Consider the following 19,740-nt stretch of genomic DNA (forward strand, 5'->3'; position numbering starts at 1 on the left):
CTATGCGCAATCCGAAATTATCAACACTGTTGGCACCGACGCTCTTGAGCCTGGCGATGTTCGCCGGGGCCACGCAAGCGGCGGCGCCATTGCGTCCGCCACAGGGTTACTTTGCACCGATAGAGAAGGTCAAAACCGGCGACAAGAGCGAAGGCTGCGATGCGATGCCGACGCCTTACACCGGCTCGTTGCAATTTCGCAGCAAGTACGAAGGTTCGGACAAGGCCCGCTCGACCCTGAACGTGCAGTCGGAAAAAGCCTTCCGTGAAAGTACTGCCGACATCACCAAGATCGAGCGCGGCACCAGCAAGCGCGTGATGCAGTTCATGCGTGACGGTCGCCCGGAACAACTGGAATGCACGCTCAATTGGTTGACCGCGTGGGCCAAGGCCGATGCCTTGATGTCCAAGGACTTCAACCACACCGGCAAGTCGATGCGTAAATGGGCGTTGGGCAGCATGGCGTCTTCATACATTCGCCTGAAGTTTTCCGACTCCCGTCCGCTGGCCAACCATCAGCAAGAGTCGCAGTTGATCGAAGCCTGGTTCAGCAAGATGGCCGACCAGGTGGTCAGCGACTGGGACAACCTGCCGCTCGAGCAGACCAACAATCACTCGTACTGGGCCGCCTGGTCGGTGATGGCCACTTCCGTCGCCACCAACCGCCGCGACCTGTTCGACTGGGCCGTGAAGGAATTCAAGGTCGGCGCCAACCAGGTCGACGCCAACGGTTATCTGCCCAACGAACTCAAGCGTGAACAACGGGCGCTGGCGTACCACAACTACGCCCTGCCGCCGCTGGCGATGATCGCCAGTTTCGCCCAGGTCAACGGAGTGGACTTGCGTCAGGAAAACAATGGCGCACTCAAACGCCTGGGTGACCGGGTGCTGTCCGGGGTGAAAGACCCGGATGAGTTCGAGAAAAAGAACGGCAAGGAACAGGACATGACCGACCTTAAGGTCGACTCGAAATTTGCCTGGCTCGAACCGTACTGCTCGCTCTACACCTGCTCGCCCGAGGTGCTGGCGAAGAAACACAAGATGCAACCGTTCAAGACCTTCCGCCTCGGCGGTGACCTGACCAAGGTCTACGACCCGGCCAATGAAAAGGGCAAGGGTTCCTAGACCAGACACAACCCCCTGTAGGAGCTGCCGAAGGCTGCGATCTTTTGATCTTGCTTTTAAAGATCAAGATCAAAAGATCGCAGCCTTCGGCAGCTCCTACAGAGTCAGCGTCTGGTGTGAGTTTTTTGTGTGTTGCCCTCCAGGTTTTCTTGGGGGGTTTGGGGGGGCCGTTGGCCCTTGACTGTTGGTTCAAACAAGGAGAGATCGGGATGGTTTTTTCGTCCAACGTGTTCCTGTTTTTGTTCTTGCCGATCTTCCTCGGCTTGTACTACCTGAGCGGGCAACGCTATCGCAATCTGCTGCTGCTGATTGCCAGTTACGTGTTCTACGCCTGGTGGCGTGTGGACTTCCTCGCGCTGTTCGCCGGCGTCACGCTGTGGAACTACTGGATCGGCCTGAAAGTCGGTGCCGCCGGAGTCAAGACCAAACCGGCGCAGCGCTGGCTGCTGCTCGGCGTGGCCGTCGACCTGTGCATCCTCGGCTACTTCAAATACGCCAACTTCGGCGTCGACAGCATCAACGCGATGATGACGTCGGTGGGCCTGGAGCCTTTCATCCTGACCCACGTGCTGCTGCCGATCGGGATCTCGTTCTACGTCTTCGAGTCCATCAGCTACATCATCGACGTCTACCGTGGTGACACTCCAGCGACCCGCAACCTGATCGACTTCGCGGCGTTCGTGGCGATCTTCCCGCACTTGATCGCCGGTCCCGTGTTGCGTTTTCGCGACCTGGCCGACCAGTTCAACAACCGCACCCACACCCTCGACAAGTTCTCCGAGGGCTGCACGCGGTTCATGCAGGGTTTCATCAAGAAAGTCTTCATCGCCGACACCCTCGCGGTGGTGGCCGACCACTGCTTCGCCCTGCAAAACCCGACCACGGGCGATGCCTGGCTCGGCGCCCTGGCGTACACCGCACAGCTGTATTTCGACTTCTCCGGTTACAGCGACATGGCCATCGGCCTGGGCCTGATGATGGGTTTCCGTTTCATGGAAAACTTCAAGCAGCCGTATATCAGCCAGTCGATCACCGAGTTCTGGCGGCGCTGGCACATCAGCCTCTCGACCTGGCTGCGTGACTATCTGTACATCACCCTGGGCGGCAACCGCAAAGGCACGCTGATGACCTATCGCAACCTGTTCCTGACCATGCTGCTCGGTGGTCTGTGGCACGGCGCGAACATCACCTACATCGTCTGGGGTGCATGGCACGGCATGTGGCTGGCGATTGAAAAAGCCATCGGCCTGAATACTTCACCACGCAGCTTCAACCCGATCCGCTGGGTGCTGACCTTCCTGCTGGTGGTGATGGGCTGGGTGATCTTCCGTGCGGAAAACCTGCACGTCGCCGGGCGCATGTACGGCGCGATGTTCAGCTTCAGCGACTGGTCGCTGTCGGAACTCAACCAGGCCAGCCTCACCGGCCTGCAAGTGGCAACGCTGATCGTGGCCTACGTGACCCTGGCGTTCTTCGGCCTGCGGGATTTCTACACCAATCAGCCGCCGGTGAAGACCAAGCCTGCAGTGAACGTCGACGCCGACGGCCCGGCCGCGGCGACACCGGGAACGATCAAGGCCGTGCCTGGGGAGAACCCGGCGAGCATCCACCAGCCTGGCTACACCGTCGGCGTCGAAGCCCAGGTGCAACCAGCCTACTGGACCGCTGACTGGTCACGCTACGTGATGCGTGCGCTGGTGCTGCTGCTGTTCATCGCCTCGATTCTCAAACTCTCGGCGCAAAGCTTCTCGCCGTTCCTTTACTTCCAGTTCTGAGGGATCTGACCATGACCCGCTCATTACGCATTTTCTACATCGCGCTGTTCCTGGTGACCTTGCTGGTGCTCGGTCTGTGGTCGGTGCGCAGCTTCTTCGGCTTCAGCACCAACGCCGATGCGACGGTGCTCAACGGTCGCTGGTCCAAGGCCGTGGAAACCCACTACGACGACGAGTTCCCGATCAAGCGCCTGGGCACCAATCTCTGGGCCGCGCTGGATTTCAAACTGTTCAACGAAGGTCGTCCGGGCGTGGTGCTCGGTCGCGACCAATGGCTGTACAGCGATGAAGAATTCCACCCGGTGGTCAACGAAGAGCTGAACCTGCAAGGCAACTACGCGCTGGTCGAAGGCGTGCGCCAGACCTTGAAAGAGAAAGGCGTGCAACTGGTGATGGCAGTGGTGCCGGCCAAGGTGCGCCTGTACCCGGAACACCTCGGTGAGGTGAAACCGGCGAGCATCCACGCCAACCTCTACAAGGACTTCCACCAGCGCTTGGCCGCCGACCGGATTCCGGCCCCTGACCTGCTCGGCCCGCTGCAACAGGCCAAGCAGAACGGCCAGCAAGTGTTCCTGCGCACCGACACCCACTGGACCCCGGAAGGCGCCGAGATCGCCGCCAACCGTCTGGCCAGGACCATCGCCGACAAATACCCGCTGAGCGGCGAACCGCAGCGCTTTGTCACCGAACCTGCCGAAACCGTCACCCACAAGGGCGACCTGCGTCTGTTCCTGCCACTGGACCCGCTGTTCGAAAACCTGATGCCCAAGCAGGAAACCTTGCACAAGCGCAATACGGTCGCTGCTGAAGATCAGCCCGCCGGCGACGACGCCCTGTTCGCCAACACCGAAGTGCCGGTGGCCCTGATCGGCACCAGCTACAGCGCCAACCCCAGCTGGAATTTTGTGGGAGCGCTCAAGCAGGCGCTGCACAGCGACGTAGTCAATTACGCCGAAGACGGTCACGGCCCGATTCTGCCGATGCTCAGCTACCTGAAAAGCGATGCCTTCAAGAACAGCCCGCCACAGGTGCTGATCTGGGAGTTCCCTGAACGATATCTGCCTGTGAACAACGAAATCGGCGACGCCGACCCGCAGTGGGTCGCAGAGCTTAAACAAGCCGGCGCCCGCCAACAAAACGTAGCTGCAAACACTAAATCCGAGACGCCCGACCGGGCGCAAAACTGAAAGAGAGGTACACCATGACTTTCACTACTACTCCTCGTCGTCTCGCCAAACGCCTTGCCCTGGTTGCCGGCCTCAGCGTGCTGTCGGTACAGGCTTTCGCCGCTGGCGACGCCGCCCTGTACGGCCCGACCGCACCGAAAGGCTCGACCTTCGTGCGTATCTACAACGCCAGCAACGCCGAAGTCAGCGCCACCGTCGGCAGCACCAACCTGAGCGATGTCGCGCCACTGTCGAGCAGTGACTTCAGCTTCATGCCGGGCGGCGACTACAGCGCCAAGGTCGGTAGCCAGTCCCTGCCGGTGAAACTGGCCGGCGACCACTATTACACCCTGGTCAACAACGCCAGCGGCGCACCGCAACTGATCGAAGAGCCGCCGTTCAAGAACAAGCAGAAGTCCCTGGTCCGAGTGCAAAACCTCAGCGACAAGGCGCTGACCCTGAAAACCGCCGATGGCAAGACCGACGTGGTCCCGAACGTTGCACCCAAGGGTCGCGGCGAGCGTGAAATCAACCCGGTGAAGGTCAGCCTGGCGCTCTATGACGGCACCACCAAAGTCGGCGACGTGAAACCGGTCGCCCTGGAACGCGGTGAAGCCGCGGTGCTGTACGTCACCGGCAGCGGCAGCAGCCTGTCGCCGGTCTGGGTGAAACGCCCGGTATCGACGCGCTAATGAATTAACCGAAAGGCCGGCATTGATCCGTGTAGGAGCTGCCGCAGGCTGCGATCTTTTGATCTTGATTTTTTGCGCTCTTCAGGACGCCAAAGATCAAAAGATCGCAGCCTTCGGCAGCTCCTACAGCAGCCTTTCGGCACGGAACAAAAACAAGAGTGAAACGACAGAACGCAGTAGCTCTAACCAATCGATATTCAAGGAGTAACAACATGATTCCGGTGATCTTGTCAGGTGGTAGTGGCTCACGTCTTTGGCCGCTTTCCCGCAAACAATTCCCTAAACAGTTCCTGGCCCTGACCGGCGAACACACCCTGTTCCAGCAAACCCTGGAACGCCTGGTGTTCGAAGGCATGGACACGCCCATCGTGGTCTGCAACAAGGACCACCGCTTCATCGTCAACGAGCAATTAGCGGCACGCAAACTGGAGTCCCAGCGCATCCTGATGGAGCCGTTCGGTCGCAACACTGCGCCGGCCGTGGCCCTGACCGCGATGATGCTGGTCAATGAAGGTCGCGACGAACTGATGCTGGTATTGCCGGCCGACCACGTCCTGGAAGACCAGAAAGCCCTGCAACGCGCCCTGGCCCTGGCCACAGTGGCCGCCGAAAACGGTGAAATGGTGCTGTTCGGCGTACCGGCGACCAAGCCGGAAACCGGTTATGGCTACATCAAGTCGACCAACGACTCGCTGCTGCCAGAAGGCGTCAGCCGCGTCTCGCACTTCGTCGAAAAACCCGACGTGAAACGTGCCACCGAGTTCGTCCAGTCCGGCGGTTACTTCTGGAACAGCGGCATGTTCCTGTTCCGCGCCAGCCGCTTCCTCGAAGAGCTGAAAAAGCACGATCCGGACATCTACGACACCTGCCTGCTGACCCTGGAACGCAGCCAACAGGACGCCGACACCATCACCTTCGACGAAGCCACCTTCGCCTGCTGCCCGGACAATTCCATCGACTACTCGGTGATGGAAAAAACCCAACGCGCCTGCGTCGTGCCGCTGACCGCCGGCTGGAGCGATGTCGGTTGCTGGTCGTCGCTGTGGGAAGTGAATGCGAAAGACGCCAACGGCAACGTCACCAAAGGCGACGTGGTGATCCAGGACAGCAAAAACTGCATGATCCACGGCAACGGCAAACTGGTGTCGGTGATCGGCCTGGAAAACATCGTCGTGGTCGAAACCAAAGACGCCATGATGATCGCCCACAAGGACAAGGTCCAAGGCGTCAAACAGATGGTCAACACCCTCAACGAACAGGGCCGTAGCGAAACCCAGAACCACTGCGAAGTCTACCGTCCGTGGGGTTCCTACGACTCGGTGGACATGGGCGGCCGCTTCCAGGTCAAGCACATCTCGGTCAAACCGGGCGCCTGCCTGTCGCTGCAAATGCACCACCACCGCGCTGAGCACTGGATCGTGGTCAGCGGCACGGCGGAAGTGACCTGTGACGAGAACGTGTTCCTGCTGACCGAGAACCAGTCGACCTACATTCCGATTGCTTCGGTGCATCGTTTGCGTAATCCGGGGAAGATTCCGCTTGAGATCATCGAGGTGCAATCGGGGAGTTATCTGGGCGAGGACGATATCGAGCGGTTTGAAGATATCTACGGGCGCTCGACGCCGGTTGAGCGTGGGGTTGCGGTGAAGACGATCGCGCAGTAAGCCTCTGTAAACCTTGAGCCCCCGATCCACCTGCTGCGTTCCCTATCCGCAGCGGGTGGTTCGGGGGCTTTTTTTGTACTGGTTTTTTGTAGTGCCTCGACTGGCCTCTTCGCGGGCAAGCCCGCTCCCACAGTGGACCGGGTGGAACACAACATTCGTGAACAACCAGAAAACCTGTGGGAGCGGGCTTGCCCGCGAAGGGGCCCCCACAGTCACCGCGAAAATCTCTCCCATCGCCAATCGCACCTACCCTTAGGTAGGATGCACTTCTCTGCTCCCGAGGTTTGCGCGTCATGTTCATCGGCGTCCTGCTGGTCATCACCTGGCTGATCCTGCTGCTGCGCTACCCGGCCAAGGCTTTGCCCGTATCCGTGGCCGCCGCCGTGGGGCTGGGCATCGTCGCGACCTGGGTCATCTGGATGGACCACCGCGAACTCAAGCAACTGCAACGCCTGGAGTTGCGTATCAGCTATGCGCCCGGGCACTGCCCGACCGACCGACCGCTGAAACTGACGATGAACAATGGCAATGACGTGCCGCTGACCGAGTTGCGCTGGCGGGTTGCGGCCTATGCGCCGGGCGATACGGTGAACCTCGCCGACAACCAATACTCCGCCCCGCGTTATCGCGGTCCCGGCGAATTGCAGGCCGGTGGCAATTGGGAAGATTGCTTGCCCCTGCCGCCATTGCGCCCTGGCTACCGGCCGGAAACCCTGGAGTTTCGCGCCGAGCGATTGCAGGGTAGTTTTTCCGACTGATCCCTCCCCCATTTTTTGCACAAGGAATGCGCCATGCCCGTTGCGTTGATTACCGGTTGCTCCAGCGGCATTGGCCGTGCCCTTGCCGATGCGTTCAAGGTCGCCGGCTATGAAGTCTGGGCCAGTGCCCGCAAGGCCGAAGATGTCGCGGCACTCACTGCTGCGGGTTTCACCGCCGTGCAACTGGATGTCAACGACGCCGTGGCGCTCGAAACCTTGAGCGAGCGAATCAACCAGCAAACCGGCGGCCTCGATGTGCTGATCAACAACGCGGGTTATGGCGCCATGGGGCCGTTGCTCGATGGTGGCGTACCGGCCATGCAGCGCCAGTTCGAAACCAATGTGTTCGCCATCGTCGGCGTCACCCGCGCCTTGTTCCCGGTGCTGCGTCGGGCCAAGGGGCTGGTGGTGAATATCGGTAGCGTGTCCGGCGTACTGGTCACGCCATTCGCCGGTGCCTACTGCGCCTCGAAAGCCGCCGTGCATGCCTTGAGCGATGCCTTGCGCATGGAACTGGCGCCGTTCGGCGTGCGGGTCATGGAGGTGCAGCCGGGGGCCATCGCTTCCAGCTTCGCCAAGAATGCCGGGCATGAAGCCGAGCAATTGATCAGCGAGCAATCGCCGTGGTTTCCGCTGCGTGAAGGCATACGCGCCCGGGCCAGGGCTTCCCAGGACAGACCGACCCCGGCCAGTGAGTTTGCTGCCGGATTGCTCAAGGCCGCGCAGCAAGCCAAACCGCCACGGCTGATCCGCCTGGGCAATGGCAGCCGCGCGTTGCCGCTGATGGCCAGTTTGCTGCCCAAGGGTTTGCTCGAATCCGGGCTGATGAAGCGGTTCGGGTTGCGTGGGCAGCTCTGACACCGCGTCATCGTTCTTCGCGGGCAAGCCCGCTCCCACAGGTCATGCGCAGATTTTGAAATAGCGCTAATCCTGTGGGAGCGGGCTTGCCCGCGAAGGCGTCAGAACAGACACCACAGAATTTCAGGAAACACCATGACCGACTACACCGAATACTTCGACGAAGTGATCCAGGCCCACGTGGCCATCGAACAATGGCTGGCCGAGGAGCGCGACGCGTCCGAGCTGGAAAAACTGCTGACGCGCTTTTCGCCGCAGTTCTCCATGGTCTCTCCGCTCGGCCGGGTACTGGACTTTGACGCGCTGAACGAACTGTTCACGCTGGCGGGTGGCAAGAAACTCGGGTTCCGCATCGAGCTCAGCGAGTTGCGTGGCATTGCGTTATACGACGGTGGCGCCACCGTGAGTTACCGCGAGCAACAGACCGATGCGACCGGGCTGCACTCGGATCGTCGTTCCACGGTTGTGTTCGAGAAGGTAGATGACAGGATTCTTTGGCGGCATTTGCAAGAGACCTTCTGCTGAACACGACGACGATCGACTGTAGGAGCGAGCCCGCTCGCGATGGACGTCAACGATAACGCGTGCATTCTGAATACACGCGGCGCGCTCTGGTTCATCGCGAGCAAGCTCGCTCCTACAAGTGTTAAGCACCATCGCCTTGCTTCACCACCACCGTACAGGTAATCCCCGCCGCCAACACCACCCCCTCCGGCACTTCATCGATGTGAATGCGTACCGGCACTCGTTGCGCCAGGCGTACCCAGTTGAAGGTCGGGTTGACGTCGGCGATCAGTTCGCGACTCTCCGGGTTGTCGCGGTCGTAGATGCCGCGCGAAATGCTTTCCACATGGCCCTTGAGCACTTCGCCGCTCATCAGTTGCATGTCGGCCTTATCACCGACGCGTACTCGGGGCAGCTTGGTTTCTTCGAAGAAGCCGTAGACCCAGAACGAGTTCATGTCGACCACGGCCATTTTCGCCTCGCCGATGCGCGCGTAGTCGCCGCGATGCACATTGAGGTTGGTGACGTAGCCGTCCACCGCGGCGCGCACTTCAGTGCGTTTGAGGTTGAGTTCGGCGGCCTCCAGTTGCGCCTGCGCCTGCTGGTAATCAGCCAGGGCCGAGTCGGCGAGGTTACTGGCGTCGTCGCGGTTTTCCCGGGAGATCACCAGGTTGTCCATATCGGCTCGACGATGGGCGTTGACCTTGCGCATCTCCCAGGTCGCCTTGCGTGATGCCACCAGACTCTGCGCTTGCTTGACCGCCAGGCGGTAGTGCTCGGGGTCGATCTGCATCAGCAAATCGCCTTTTTTCACCAGCTGGTTGTCACGCACCGGCACGTCCATCACTTCGCCGGTGACGTCGGCGGCGACGTTGATGATGTCGGCGCGCACGCGGCCGTCGCGGGTCCACGGCGTGTTCATGTAGTGCTCCCACAGGGTGCGGCCGACCCACAGCGCGAGGGCCAGCACCAGCAGGGTCGCGAGCAGGCTGAAAAACTTTTTCATCAGGGCATTCTCAGTGATAGAGAGTCAACGGTAGACAGTCAGCGCCATGGCACCGAACAGACAGGTAAACAGACTCAGGCGCAGCAACGCCGGGTGCCAGAAAAAACGGTACAGGTCGAACCCGGACAGGAACCGGTCCAGCGCCCAGGCCAGGGCCGCCGCGATGAAAAACATCAGGGTCATGGTCGGCATGTACACGCCGTGGAAGGCGATTTCACGAGGCATGTTCTAGTCCTTTTGGCTGGCTGCTTGTGAAGGCCGCGAGCGGTGATTGCGGATCGAGCAGCGAGGTGCGGATGAAGTGCAGGTAGCTCTTCACCCGGCGCAACGCCGAGGTATCGAAATGCGGGGCGAAAGGTTCGTCGGTGGACTGCACACGACTGATCGCGTGATCGACCGCGATCAGCGCGCGTTCGAGGTTGCTGCTGTTCGGTTGCAAAAACAGCCGCACCAGCGCACGCCCCATCACCCGGATCGCCTGGCGCCATGGCTGGGATTCGGCATAGGCCGGGTGCACCGGCAGAATCGCCTGTTCCTTGCGCAATTCGATGATCGCGTGGCCGACTTCCAGCACCACGAACATCCAGCGCAGCAAGTCCCGCTGCACCTGCGGTTGGCCCGCCGCGAAGCCGTAGGCCTGATGCACCAGGTCGCGAGTGCGGCTTTCGAAACTCGACGCCAGGCCCTTGAGCTTGCCGCTGATGGCGTATACCACCTGACCGCGCAGGTCCTGCTCCAGGCGACGCCACAACCAGCGGCTGTTGGGCGGCAGAATGATCGCTCCGGCCGCTGCGCACACCAGCATGCCCAGCACCATGGCGATGTAGTCGTTGATGAAGGTGTAGGGGTTGTAGACCGTGAGGTTGTCCGGCACTGAACCTGTGCTGAAGAAGATCAGCAAGCCCAGGCCGACGCCCACGTATTGCGGCCGCGAGGTCAGGAACGAGCCGAGTACGATCACCGGTGCGAGCATCACGCACAGCAACGGAAATCCGTCGATCCACGGGAAAATGAAAAACATCTCGACAAAGCCGATCAGCGCCCCGAGCAATGTCCCGCACGCCATCTGAAAGGCCATGCGTTTCGGGTTCGGGGTGGCGGCGGACAGGCCCACGGTCGCGGCGGCAATCAGGGTCATGGTCGCGCCGCTCGGCCAGGCGGTTGCCACCCAATAGCTGCCCAATACCACCAGAATGAATGCCGCGCGTATCCCCGATGCCGCCGCTGCCATCCAGTTGGTTTGCGGGGTGAACGGCTCGTCCCAGCGCTCCCGTTCGTGACTGTGATCAGCCAGCGACGCGTGGGTCTGTGCATAACTGTGCAAGTCGTCGACAAAGCGATAGAGCAGTTCGTAGGCGGTGTGGAAATCCAGTTGCCCGGCATCGCTCGGATTGCTCTGCTGGAACGTCGCCCGCAGACAGCGCACCCGCGCCGGCAACCCTTCCTTGTAGGCGCTCAGCACCGTGACCAGACGCGCTGCATCGGCGCTGGTCAGGGCACGCCCGCTGAAGCCGTCGAGCAGCTCGGCGAGGTCCTGCAAGCCGGGTTTGATCGCCTCCACCACCTGGTCCGCCGCGCTGCTGCGCAGGCGTTCGAGCAACTGGTGCAAGGCGTTGAAGCGCGTGGTGATGCCCATGAATTCGCTGTTCAGGCGACTGAGCCGGCCATTGCGTCGACGCATGTGCGAGTCTTCGAAAACAGTGACGCTGCGCAAGCCTTCCAGACCCACGGCTTCGGCGATGAAACGCACGTTGCCGGCCTCGAACGCCTCGCGCTGACTGCGACCGCGCAAGCCGTCGGTGACGAACAGGGCGAACACGCCGAAGCGCTGGTACAAGGCATTGCGCATCGCCGCGCTGGCCGATTGCGGCAGGATCGCCGCACTGACCAGGGTCGAACAGAGAATGCCCAACGAGATCTCCAGCACCCGCCAGACCGCCGCCATGAACGCGCCATCCGGATGGGCCAGCGCGGGCAAACCGACCATCGCGGCGGTGTATCCGGCGAGGACAAATCCATAGGCGCGGAAATTGCGGCAGCGCGCGGCACCGGCCGTGCAGATACCAACCCAGATCGCCAGCGAACCGAGGAACAGTTCAGTGTTCTGGGCAAACAGGGCGATCAGGGCAACCATCACCGCCGACCCGGCCAGGGTGCCGAGAAAACGATAGAAGCTCTTGGCGAACACCTGGCCGCTCTGCGGCTGCATGACGATGAACACGGTGATCATCGCCGTGCGCGGTTGCGGCAGTTCCAGGCGCATGGCCAGCCAAAGCGTCAGGAATGCCGCGAACAGCACCTTGAAGATGTAGACCCAGGTCACGCCGTCGCTGCGTGCCCAGTCGAAGAAACCCCGGCGCCATTCAAGGGAGTACAGCCAGCGCAAGGGTGCGGGCAAGGGAGTCATCAAATCCTGCTCAGTGAAAATTCAGCCAAAACTCGGAACCTGTGGGAGCGGGCTTGCTCGCGAAGAGGGAGTGTCAGGCAACAACAGTGTCATCAGACACACCGCCTTCGCGAGCAAGCCCGCTCCCACAGGTTTTGTGTTCAACGCAAAAGGCTCGGGGTTTTCGGCGCCTGGGTCTGACTGTCGTTCGGCACGTCGTTACCGGCACCGAGACCACCGCCCAACGCCGTCACCAATTGCGCATGGGCACTCAATCGCGCCGCCTGGACCTGCTGCTGCACTTGCTGCTGCTTGAACAGCAGAGTCTGGGCGTTGAGCACGTTGAGGTAGTCGGTCAGTCCACGCTGATAAGCGATCATCGCGATGTCGTAGGTCTTCTGCGCGGTGGCCACCGACTCGGCGGCGAACGCCTGCTGCTTGTCCATGGACTCGCGGCGGATCAACTGGTCGGAGATATTCTTCAGGGCATTGACCAGGGTCTGGTTGTACTTGGCCACGGCGATGTCATACCCGGCCGAGGCTTCGCCCAACTCGGCACGCAAACGCCCGCCATCAAAAATCGGCAACGAAATCGCCGGCCCCACGCTGTAGTTGAGCTTCTTGCCGGTCAGGAACTCCAGGGCCCCGCCGCCGGTAGCCATATAGCCGAGGCTGCCGACCAGATCGACGTTGGGATAAAACCCGGCATGGGCGACATCGATGCCCCGCGCCTGCGCCGCCACTTGCCAGCGACTGGCGACCACGTCCGGGCGCTGGCCGAGCAATTGCGCCGGCAGCGTCGACGGCAGTTTCAGTGGCGCCTCCAGCGACAGCGTTGGCCGCTGCAGCTGCGCGCCTGCACCCGGCCCCTTGCCGGCGAGGGCGGCGAGCTGGTTGCGGCTCAAGGCGATTTCTTCGTCGAGGGCATCGAGCTGGCGATGGGTTTCCGGCAACGGCGTCTCGGCCTGGCTGACTTCGAAATGGGTGCCGATGCCGCCCTTCAAACGCTTCTGCGCCAGCTCAAGGATCTGCTGTTGCTGCTTCAAGGTTGCATCCACGATGTCCCGTTGCGCGTAATGCAGCGAGAGTTCGATGTAGACGCGCACGATGTTGTCCTGCAATTCGAGCTGGGCCTGACGCGCTTCAGCGACCGTCATGTGCGCCATGTCCACGGCGCGCTCGGTGGCATTGCTTTCACGGCCCCAGAGGTCGAGGGCATAACTGAAACCCAGCGCCGCGTTGTTGTCCCAGGTGGTGCTGTTGGCCAGCTCGCCGGGGCCATAGAACTGATCGGTAGGCCAGTTGTGACGCTTGAGGGTCGAGTCCCCATTGATTTGCAGCGACTCGGCCGCTTGCGCCACGCCAGCCATGGACCTGGCCTGACGCACCCGGGCGGCGGCCATTGCCAGGCTCGGGCTGCCTTGCAGTGCGAGGTCGATCCAGCGGTTCAGTTGCGGGTCGCCATAGGCTTGCCACCATTGCGCGGTGGGCCAATTCGCGTCTTGCGCGGCGCTCTGGATGGCTTCGTCGGTGGCCAGTGAATTGGCCTCCAGCGCCTTGCCCTGCGGGGCAATACCTCCGGTTCCGATGCAGCCGCTGATTGCCAGGGTTAAAGCCAAAACACTGAGCGGCTGAAGCGCTCTGCTGATGCGACGCGGCACTGCTGAAAATTCCTGAGGTGAGGGAGATCCCATGTCTGGACCGTAAATACGGTCCCCTATAGGAGCTGCCGAAGGCTGCGATCTTTTCAGATGGTTACTGTTTTTCCAGCAGCCACTTCGGCAGCTCCTACAGAGGTGGGCGCAATTCTAGGGGGGGGCTTTGACGGCGATAAGCTGGGATTCCTGTGAATCTTTGTTACCGTTAACGCGATAATCCGTAAGTCGATCTTTAGTCGCCTGTAAATAAACAGAAACTTCGTGTCACAATTTGTCATTCGACGAGAGAGCACCCCATGGACACTTTGCAAAACATGCGCGCCTTCAGTTACGTGGCCGAAGCCGGCAGCTTCACCGCCGCCGCCGTGCAACTGGACACCACCACGGCCAACGTCTCGCGCGCGGTCTCCAACCTGGAAGCCCACCTGCAAACCCGCCTGCTCAACCGAACGACCCGCCGCATCGCCCTGACCGAAGCCGGCAAGCGTTACCTGTTGCGCTGCGAACAGATCCTGGCCTACGTCGAAGAAGCCGAAGCCGAGGCCAGCGACGCCCACGCACGCCCGGCCGGGCAACTTAAAGTGCACACCATGACCGGCATCGGCCAGCACTTCGTGATCGACGCCATCGCCCGCTACCGCAAGACCCACCCGGACGTGACCTTCGACCTGACCATGGCCAACCGCGTGCCGGACCTGCTCGACGAGGGTTACGACGTGTCCATCGTCCTCGCCCGCGAACTGCCGGACTCGGGTTTCGTCTCCCAGCGCCTGGGCATCACCTACAGCATCGTTTGCGCCTCGCCGGCCTACGTCAAAGCCAACGGCTGCGCACAAAAACCCAGCGACCTGCTCAACCACGCCTGCCTGCGCCTGGTCAGCCCGGTGATCCCGCTGGAAAAATGGGCCTTCGACGGCCCTGATGGCCAGGAAATGGTCACCATCAACAGCTCACCGTTCCTGGTGAACTCCGCCGACGCGATGAAATCCGCGATCATCAGTGGCATGGGCGTTGGCGTCCTGCCGCTGTACGCCGCCATTGAAGGCCTGCGCAACGGCACGCTGGTGAGGGTGATGCCCAAATACCGCTCGCAGGAACTGAACCTGTATGCGATCTACCCTTCGCGCCAGTACCTGGATGCGAAGATCAAGACCTGGGTCGAGTATTTGCGTGGATCGCTGCCGGAGTTGCTGGCGGCGCATCAGGCGGAATTGGCGGCTTATGAATTGAGCGGGAGTCTGGGTGGAGTTCGGCTGGCGAATTGAGCCAAATCCTGACCCTGTAGGAGCTGCCGAAGGCTGCGATCTTTTGACTTTGATTTTTAAGAGCGGAAGATCAAGATCAAAAGATCGCAGCCTTCGGCAGCTCCTACAGGGGGCGTGCGTTTAGCCGAACGGTGTACACAAACGCTCTTCACCACTCAACAGGCCGAGCGTTAGCTCGCCTGCAGCTTTTGATCTACCCGCCCCCTCGGAAGGCTGAGCGCAGGCGTTCATCCGGGGATTGGCGCGCAGCGCCGTTCGACGCAGTCGAACTCATTGCATGTAGGTCGAAGCGAAGCCGACCGGAGGGCAATGCCCCCGGATGAATGCCGGAGCGAAGGAACCCCGAGCCTCAGCGAGGGGCCGTACGTAAGGGGCGAGCGTTTTTTTGCTTACTTTTTTTAGGCGTTTGTAAAAAAAGTGAGTCGCCGTAAGGGCGAAACCATAAGCCGCCGTTACCCAAAAAACGGATATGTACTCCATCACCCCAAAGCCTGGTCGGCCCAAAGGCCGCCAAGACACACAAACTGACAGCGCCGTCAGTTAGCCGTCACCCTCCTGACCGCCAAACAGGTTTATAAAGGAAACTCCCCTTCGACCAAAAACCCAGCCCCGGCGCCCCACTCGCATGCGAACCCAGAAAAAACCCGCCCTGCTCGTCGCCCTTCTGATCGTCCTGGCAGCGCTGGGCCTGTGGTACGCCACCCAACCGGTCAAGACCAAACTCACCACCCCCACCGCCATCCCGGTGCGCGTGGTCGCCGTCGCCGAAAAAGACGTGCCGCGCTACGTCAGCGGCATCGGTTCGGTGCTGTCCCTGCACAGCGTCGTGGTCCGCCCGCAAATCGACGGCATCCTCACCAAAATCATGGTCAAGGAAGGCCAACTGGTGAAAAAAGACGACCTGCTGGCCACCATCGACGACCGCTCGATCCGCGCCAGCCTCGACCAGGCCCGGGCACAGCTGGGCGAAAGCCAGGCGCAGCTGCAAGTGGCGCTGGTCAACCTTAAACGCTACAAATTGCTGAGCGTTGACGACGGCGTTTCCAAGCAGACCTACGACCAGCAACAGGCGCTGGTGAACCAACTCAAAGCCACCGCCCAAGGCAATCAGGCTTCAATCGACGCAGCTCAGGTACAACTTTCCTACACACAGATTCGCTCCCCAGTGACCGGTCGCGTCGGCATTCGCACCGTGGATGAAGGCAACTTCCTGCGCATGACCGACACCCAAGGCCTGTTCACCGTCACCCAGATCGACCCGATCGCCGTGGAGTTCTCCCTGCCGCAGCAAATGCTGCCGACCTTGCAGGGCCTGATCAACGATCCACAGCACGCCCGGGTCAAGGCCTACATCGGAGCTGACACCGACGGCGAAACCGGCAACCTGCTCGGCGAAGGTCACCTGACCCTGATCGACAACCAGATCAATGCCAACACTGGCACCATCCGCGCCAAGGCCGAGTTCGACAATCCAGGGCAGAAGCTGTGGCCGGGTCTGTTGGTAACGGTAAAGATTCAGACAGCCCTGGATAAAGATGCGCTGGTGGTGCCGCCGACAGTCGTACAACGCGGTCTGGACCAACACTTCGTGTACCGGGTCAATGGCGATAAGGTCGAAGCCGTTCAGGTGCAAATGGTCTATCAAGGCAGCGGCCAGGACATCATCAAGGGCGTGAAACCGGGTGATGTACTGGTCAGCGATGGTCAATCGCGGCTCAAGCCAGGGTCGACGGTGCAGGTGATGACCGAGCCGCCGCAAGTGGTGCAATCGGAGGCCGCACAATGAAGGGCCACGGTTCGGTATCCGCCTGGTGCATCGACCACCCGGTGGCCACGATCCTGCTGACGTTCGCCCTGGTGCTGCTGGGCGTCATCGCGTTTCCGCGCCTGCCGGTAGCGCCGTTGCCGGAGGCAGAATTCCCGACCATCCAGGTGGCCGCGCAATTGCCCGGCGCCAGCCCGGAAACCATGGCTTCCTCGGTGGCCACCCCCCTTGAAGTGCAATTCAGTGCCATTCCCGGCGTGACCCAGATGACCTCGAGCAGCGCTCTGGGCTCGACTATCCTGACCCTGCAATTCACCCTCGACAAGAGCATCGACACTGCCGCCCAGGAAGTACAGGCGGCGATCAATACGGCCGCGGGCAAGCTGCCCAAGGACATGCCGAACCTGCCGACCTGGCGCAAGGTCAACCCGGCCGACAGCCCGGTGCTGATCCTCAGCGTCAACTCCTCGCTGATGCCCGGTCCGGAGCTCAGCGACCTGACGGAAACCCTGTTGTCCCGTCAGCTCAGTCAGGTCGACGGTGTAGGCCAGGTCGCCATCACCGGTCAGCAGCGGCCGGCGATCCGCGTCCAGGTTTCGGCGGACAAACTCGCCGCCATCGGCCTGACCCTCGCCGACATCCGCCTGGCGATCCAGCAGACCAGCCTCAACCTGGCCAAGGGTGCGCTGTACGGGGAGTCGAACATCTCGACCCTGTCCACCAACGACCAGTTGTTCCACCCGGAGGACTACAGCCAACTGATTGTCTCCTACAAGGATGGCGCGCCGGTTCATCTGCGCGATGTCGCCAAAGTCGTCAACGGTTCGGAAGATGCCTACGTCCAGGCTTGGGCGGGCTCGCAACCGGGGGTGAACCTGGTGATCTTCCGCCAACCGGGGGCCAACATCGTCGAAACCGTGGACCGCATCCAGGCCGCCTTGCCGGCGCTGGAAGCGATGCTCCCCGCCTCGGTGCAGGTCAAGGTGCTGATCGACCGGACCCAGACCATTCGCGCGTCCCTGCATGAAGTGGAAATCACCCTGCTGATCGCGATCATGCTGGTGGTGGCGGTGATGGCGCTGTTCCTGCGCCAGTTGTCGGCGACCCTGATTGTGTCGGCGGTGCTGGGGGTTTCGCTGGTCGCCAGTTTTGCGCTGATGTACGTCATGGGCTTCAGCCTGAACAACCTGACGCTGGTAGCGATCGTGGTGGCCGTGGGCTTTGTGGTCGACGATGCGATCGTGGTGGTGGAAAACATTCACCGGCACCTGGAGGCCGGCGACGGCATGCGCGAAGCGGCGATCAAGGGCGCGGGCGAGATTGGTTTCACCGTGGTGTCGATCAGCTTTTCACTGGTGGCGGCGTTCATTCCGCTGCTGTTCATGGGGGGCGTGGTCGGGCGACTGTTCAAGGAGTTCGCCCTGACCGCCACCTCGACCATCTTGATTTCGGTGGTGGTGTCGCTGACCCTGGCGCCAACCCTGGCCGCGCTGTTCATGCGCGCGCCGGTGCATCATGCCCACGACAAACCGGGCTTTGGTGAGCGTCTGTTGGCCTGGTACGAAAAAGGCCTGCGCCACGCCCTCGCCCATCAGCGCTTGATGATCGGCGTATTCTGCCTGTCACTGGGTCTGGCCGTGGCCGGTTACATCTTCATTCCTAAAGGCTTCTTCCCGATCCAGGACACTGGCTTCGTCCTCGGCACCACCGAAGCCGCTGCTGACATTTCCTACGGCGACATGGTGAAAAAACATCTCGCCATGGCGGAAATCGTCGCCGCCGACCCTGCCGTGGAAACGTTCTCTCACTCGGTCGGTGTCTCCGGCAGCAACCAGACCATCGCCAACGGCCGCTTCTGGATCACCCTGAAAAAACGCAGCGACCGCGATGTCTCGGCCAGTCAGTTCATCGACCGGATTCGTCCGCAACTGATGAAAGTGCCGGGCATCGTCCTGTACCTGCGCGCCGGCCAGGACATCAACCTCAGTTCCGGCCCGAGCCGCGCCCAGTATCAATATGTGCTCAAGAGCAACGATGGCCCGACCCTGAGCACCTGGACCCAGCGTCTGACGGAAAAACTGCGCGCCAACCCGGCCTTCCGCGATATTTCCAACGACTTGCAACTGGGCGGCAGCATCACCCACATCAGCATCGACCGCAGCGCCGCGGCGCGTTTCGGCCTGACCGCCAGCGACGTCGACGAAGCCCTGTACGATGCCTTCGGCCAGCGCCAGATCAATGAATTCCAGACCCAGGTCAACCAGTACAACGTGATCCTGGAGCTGGACACCCAGCAACGCGGCAAAGCCGAAAGCCTCAACTATTTCTACCTGCGCTCCCCCCTGAGCGGGGAAATGGTACCGCTGTCGGCCCTGGCCAGGTTCGATGCGCCCACCATCGGCCCACTGTCCATCGCCCATGACGGCATGTTCCCGGCCGCCAACCTGTCGTTCAACCTGGCACCCGGCGTGGCGTTGGGCGATGCGGTGATCATGCTCGACCAGGCCAAGGCCGACATCGGCATGCCAACCGCCATCAGCGGTAATTTCCAGGGCGCGGCCCAGGCGTTCCAGAGTTCGCTGGCCAGCCAGCCGTGGCTGATCCTCGCGGCGCTGGTGGCGGTGTACATCATTCTCGGCGTGCTCTACGAGAGCTTCGTGCATCCACTAACGATCATTTCGACCTTGCCTTCGGCGGGCCTCGGCGCAGTGATCATGCTGTGGATCTGCGGTCAGGACTTTTCGATCATGGCCTTGATCGGCCTGGTGCTGCTGATCGGTATCGTCAAGAAAAACGGCATCCTGATGATCGACTTCGCCCTCGAAGCGCAGCGCAATGGCGGACTGTCGCCTGAGGAAGCGATCTTCAAGGCCTGCATCACGCGGTTCCGTCCGATCATCATGACCACCCTCGCCGCCCTGCTTGGCGCGCTGCCACTGATGCTCGGCTACGGCACCGGCGCCGAGTTGCGCCAACCCCTGGGGATCGCGGTAGTCGGCGGCTTGCTGGTGAGCCAGGCGCTGACGCTGTTCACCACGCCGGTCATATACTTGTGGCTGGAGCGGTTATTTCATAGGCCCAAACCTTCGCCAGTACCGACGCTGGCGACCACAGACTGA

General features: G+C 61.4%; 15 protein-coding genes. 11 read left to right on the plus strand and 4 right to left on the minus strand.

Annotation, left to right across the window (positions count from 1 at the left end):
- Positions 1-2: 2 nt before the first annotated feature.
- The 8 genes from AC07YV_RS03920 (at position 3) to AC07YV_RS03955 (ending at position 8,562) form a co-directional block, all read left to right on the plus strand.
- On the plus strand, positions 3-1,124 hold the full coding sequence (locus AC07YV_RS03920) for a mannuronate-specific alginate lyase (protein ID WP_102698501.1): 1,122 nt from the start codon (positions 3-5) through the stop codon (positions 1,122-1,124).
- A gap of 209 nt (positions 1,125-1,333) precedes the next feature.
- On the plus strand, positions 1,334-2,899 hold the full coding sequence (locus AC07YV_RS03925; RefSeq protein ID WP_102698502.1) for an MBOAT family O-acyltransferase: 1,566 nt from the start codon (positions 1,334-1,336) through the stop codon (positions 2,897-2,899).
- Between the two features lie 11 nt (positions 2,900-2,910).
- Positions 2,911-4,086 (plus strand): alginate O-acetyltransferase, encoded by a 1,176-nt coding sequence (locus tag AC07YV_RS03930; protein WP_102698503.1) that lies wholly within the window; start codon positions 2,911-2,913, stop codon positions 4,084-4,086.
- A gap of 14 nt (positions 4,087-4,100) precedes the next feature.
- Complete coding sequence (locus AC07YV_RS03935) at positions 4,101-4,757, plus strand: alginate O-acetyltransferase AlgF (RefSeq protein ID WP_102698504.1); 657 nt, start codon at positions 4,101-4,103, stop codon at positions 4,755-4,757.
- Between the two features lie 212 nt (positions 4,758-4,969).
- Positions 4,970-6,421, plus strand: a complete 1,452-nt coding sequence (locus AC07YV_RS03940; protein ID WP_102698506.1) for a mannose-1-phosphate guanylyltransferase/mannose-6-phosphate isomerase — start codon at positions 4,970-4,972, stop codon at positions 6,419-6,421.
- A gap of 293 nt (positions 6,422-6,714) precedes the next feature.
- A complete protein-coding gene (locus AC07YV_RS03945; protein ID WP_102698507.1) occupies positions 6,715-7,179 on the plus strand; it encodes a multidrug transporter in 465 nt (154 codons plus the stop codon).
- 33 nt (positions 7,180-7,212) lie between these two features.
- Positions 7,213-8,037, plus strand: a complete 825-nt coding sequence (locus tag AC07YV_RS03950) for an SDR family oxidoreductase (RefSeq protein WP_102698508.1) — start codon at positions 7,213-7,215, stop codon at positions 8,035-8,037.
- A 135-nt stretch (positions 8,038-8,172) separates the two neighbouring features.
- On the plus strand, positions 8,173-8,562 hold the full coding sequence (locus AC07YV_RS03955) for a DUF4440 domain-containing protein (RefSeq protein WP_102698509.1): 390 nt from the start codon (positions 8,173-8,175) through the stop codon (positions 8,560-8,562).
- 121 nt (positions 8,563-8,683) lie between these two features.
- Here the strand turns inward: AC07YV_RS03955 and AC07YV_RS03960 are convergent, their stop codons facing one another.
- From AC07YV_RS03960 to AC07YV_RS03975, 4 genes are all read right to left on the minus strand, one after another.
- Positions 8,684-9,547, minus strand: coding sequence for an efflux RND transporter periplasmic adaptor subunit (locus AC07YV_RS03960; RefSeq protein WP_102698510.1), 864 nt, complete (start codon positions 9,545-9,547; stop codon positions 8,684-8,686).
- 24 nt (positions 9,548-9,571) lie between these two features.
- The gene (locus tag AC07YV_RS03965) at positions 9,572-9,772 is read right to left on the minus strand and encodes a DUF1656 domain-containing protein (RefSeq protein ID WP_015096751.1); all 201 of its coding nucleotides are present in this window, start codon (positions 9,770-9,772) and stop codon (positions 9,572-9,574) included.
- Positions 9,762-11,954 (minus strand): FUSC family protein, encoded by a 2,193-nt coding sequence (locus tag AC07YV_RS03970; RefSeq protein ID WP_102698511.1) that lies wholly within the window; start codon positions 11,952-11,954, stop codon positions 9,762-9,764. Before AC07YV_RS03970 ends, AC07YV_RS03965 begins: the two co-directional genes overlap by 11 nt.
- 140 nt (positions 11,955-12,094) lie before the next feature.
- Positions 12,095-13,594 carry an efflux transporter outer membrane subunit gene (locus AC07YV_RS03975; RefSeq protein ID WP_102698512.1) on the minus strand — a complete coding sequence of 500 codons (1,500 nt, stop codon included), beginning with the start codon at positions 13,592-13,594 and terminating at the stop codon, positions 12,095-12,097.
- Positions 13,595-13,887: 293 nt separating this feature from the next.
- Here AC07YV_RS03975 and AC07YV_RS03980 point away from each other — a divergent pair, with 293 nt between their 5' ends.
- The 3 genes from AC07YV_RS03980 (at position 13,888) to AC07YV_RS03990 (ending at position 19,740) form a co-directional block, all read left to right on the plus strand.
- Positions 13,888-14,856: a LysR family transcriptional regulator gene (locus AC07YV_RS03980; protein WP_102698513.1), complete on the plus strand. Its 969-nt coding sequence runs from the start codon at positions 13,888-13,890 to the stop codon at positions 14,854-14,856.
- A gap of 625 nt (positions 14,857-15,481) precedes the next feature.
- On the plus strand, positions 15,482-16,642 hold the full coding sequence (locus AC07YV_RS03985; protein ID WP_102698514.1) for an efflux RND transporter periplasmic adaptor subunit: 1,161 nt from the start codon (positions 15,482-15,484) through the stop codon (positions 16,640-16,642).
- Positions 16,639-19,740, plus strand: a complete 3,102-nt coding sequence (locus AC07YV_RS03990; protein WP_102698515.1) for a multidrug efflux RND transporter permease subunit — start codon at positions 16,639-16,641, stop codon at positions 19,738-19,740. The genes AC07YV_RS03985 and AC07YV_RS03990 overlap by 4 nt, the downstream gene beginning before the upstream one ends.

The sequence above is a fragment of the Pseudomonas sp. GW456-E7 genome (assembly GCF_059424105.1).

Bases quoted from the DNA above. Each gene is read 5' to 3' on its own strand.
- AC07YV_RS03920 (WP_102698501.1), top strand. From the start codon at position 3: ATGCGCAATCCGAAATTATCAACACTGTTGGCACCGACGCTCTTGAGC.
- AC07YV_RS03925 (WP_102698502.1), top strand. From the start codon at position 1,334: ATGGTTTTTTCGTCCAACGTGTTCCTGTTTTTGTTCTTGCCGATCTTC.
- AC07YV_RS03930 (WP_102698503.1), top strand. From the start codon at position 2,911: ATGACCCGCTCATTACGCATTTTCTACATCGCGCTGTTCCTGGTGACC.
- AC07YV_RS03935 (WP_102698504.1), top strand. From the start codon at position 4,101: ATGACTTTCACTACTACTCCTCGTCGTCTCGCCAAACGCCTTGCCCTG.
- AC07YV_RS03940 (WP_102698506.1), top strand. From the start codon at position 4,970: ATGATTCCGGTGATCTTGTCAGGTGGTAGTGGCTCACGTCTTTGGCCG.
- AC07YV_RS03945 (WP_102698507.1), top strand. From the start codon at position 6,715: ATGTTCATCGGCGTCCTGCTGGTCATCACCTGGCTGATCCTGCTGCTG.
- AC07YV_RS03950 (WP_102698508.1), top strand. From the start codon at position 7,213: ATGCCCGTTGCGTTGATTACCGGTTGCTCCAGCGGCATTGGCCGTGCC.
- AC07YV_RS03955 (WP_102698509.1), top strand. From the start codon at position 8,173: ATGACCGACTACACCGAATACTTCGACGAAGTGATCCAGGCCCACGTG.
- AC07YV_RS03960 (WP_102698510.1), bottom strand. From the start codon at position 9,547: ATGAAAAAGTTTTTCAGCCTGCTCGCGACCCTGCTGGTGCTGGCCCTC.
- AC07YV_RS03965 (WP_015096751.1), bottom strand. From the start codon at position 9,772: ATGCCTCGTGAAATCGCCTTCCACGGCGTGTACATGCCGACCATGACC.
- AC07YV_RS03970 (WP_102698511.1), bottom strand. From the start codon at position 11,954: ATGACTCCCTTGCCCGCACCCTTGCGCTGGCTGTACTCCCTTGAATGG.
- AC07YV_RS03980 (WP_102698513.1), top strand. From the start codon at position 13,888: ATGGACACTTTGCAAAACATGCGCGCCTTCAGTTACGTGGCCGAAGCC.
- AC07YV_RS03985 (WP_102698514.1), top strand. From the start codon at position 15,482: ATGCGAACCCAGAAAAAACCCGCCCTGCTCGTCGCCCTTCTGATCGTC.
- AC07YV_RS03990 (WP_102698515.1), top strand. From the start codon at position 16,639: ATGAAGGGCCACGGTTCGGTATCCGCCTGGTGCATCGACCACCCGGTG.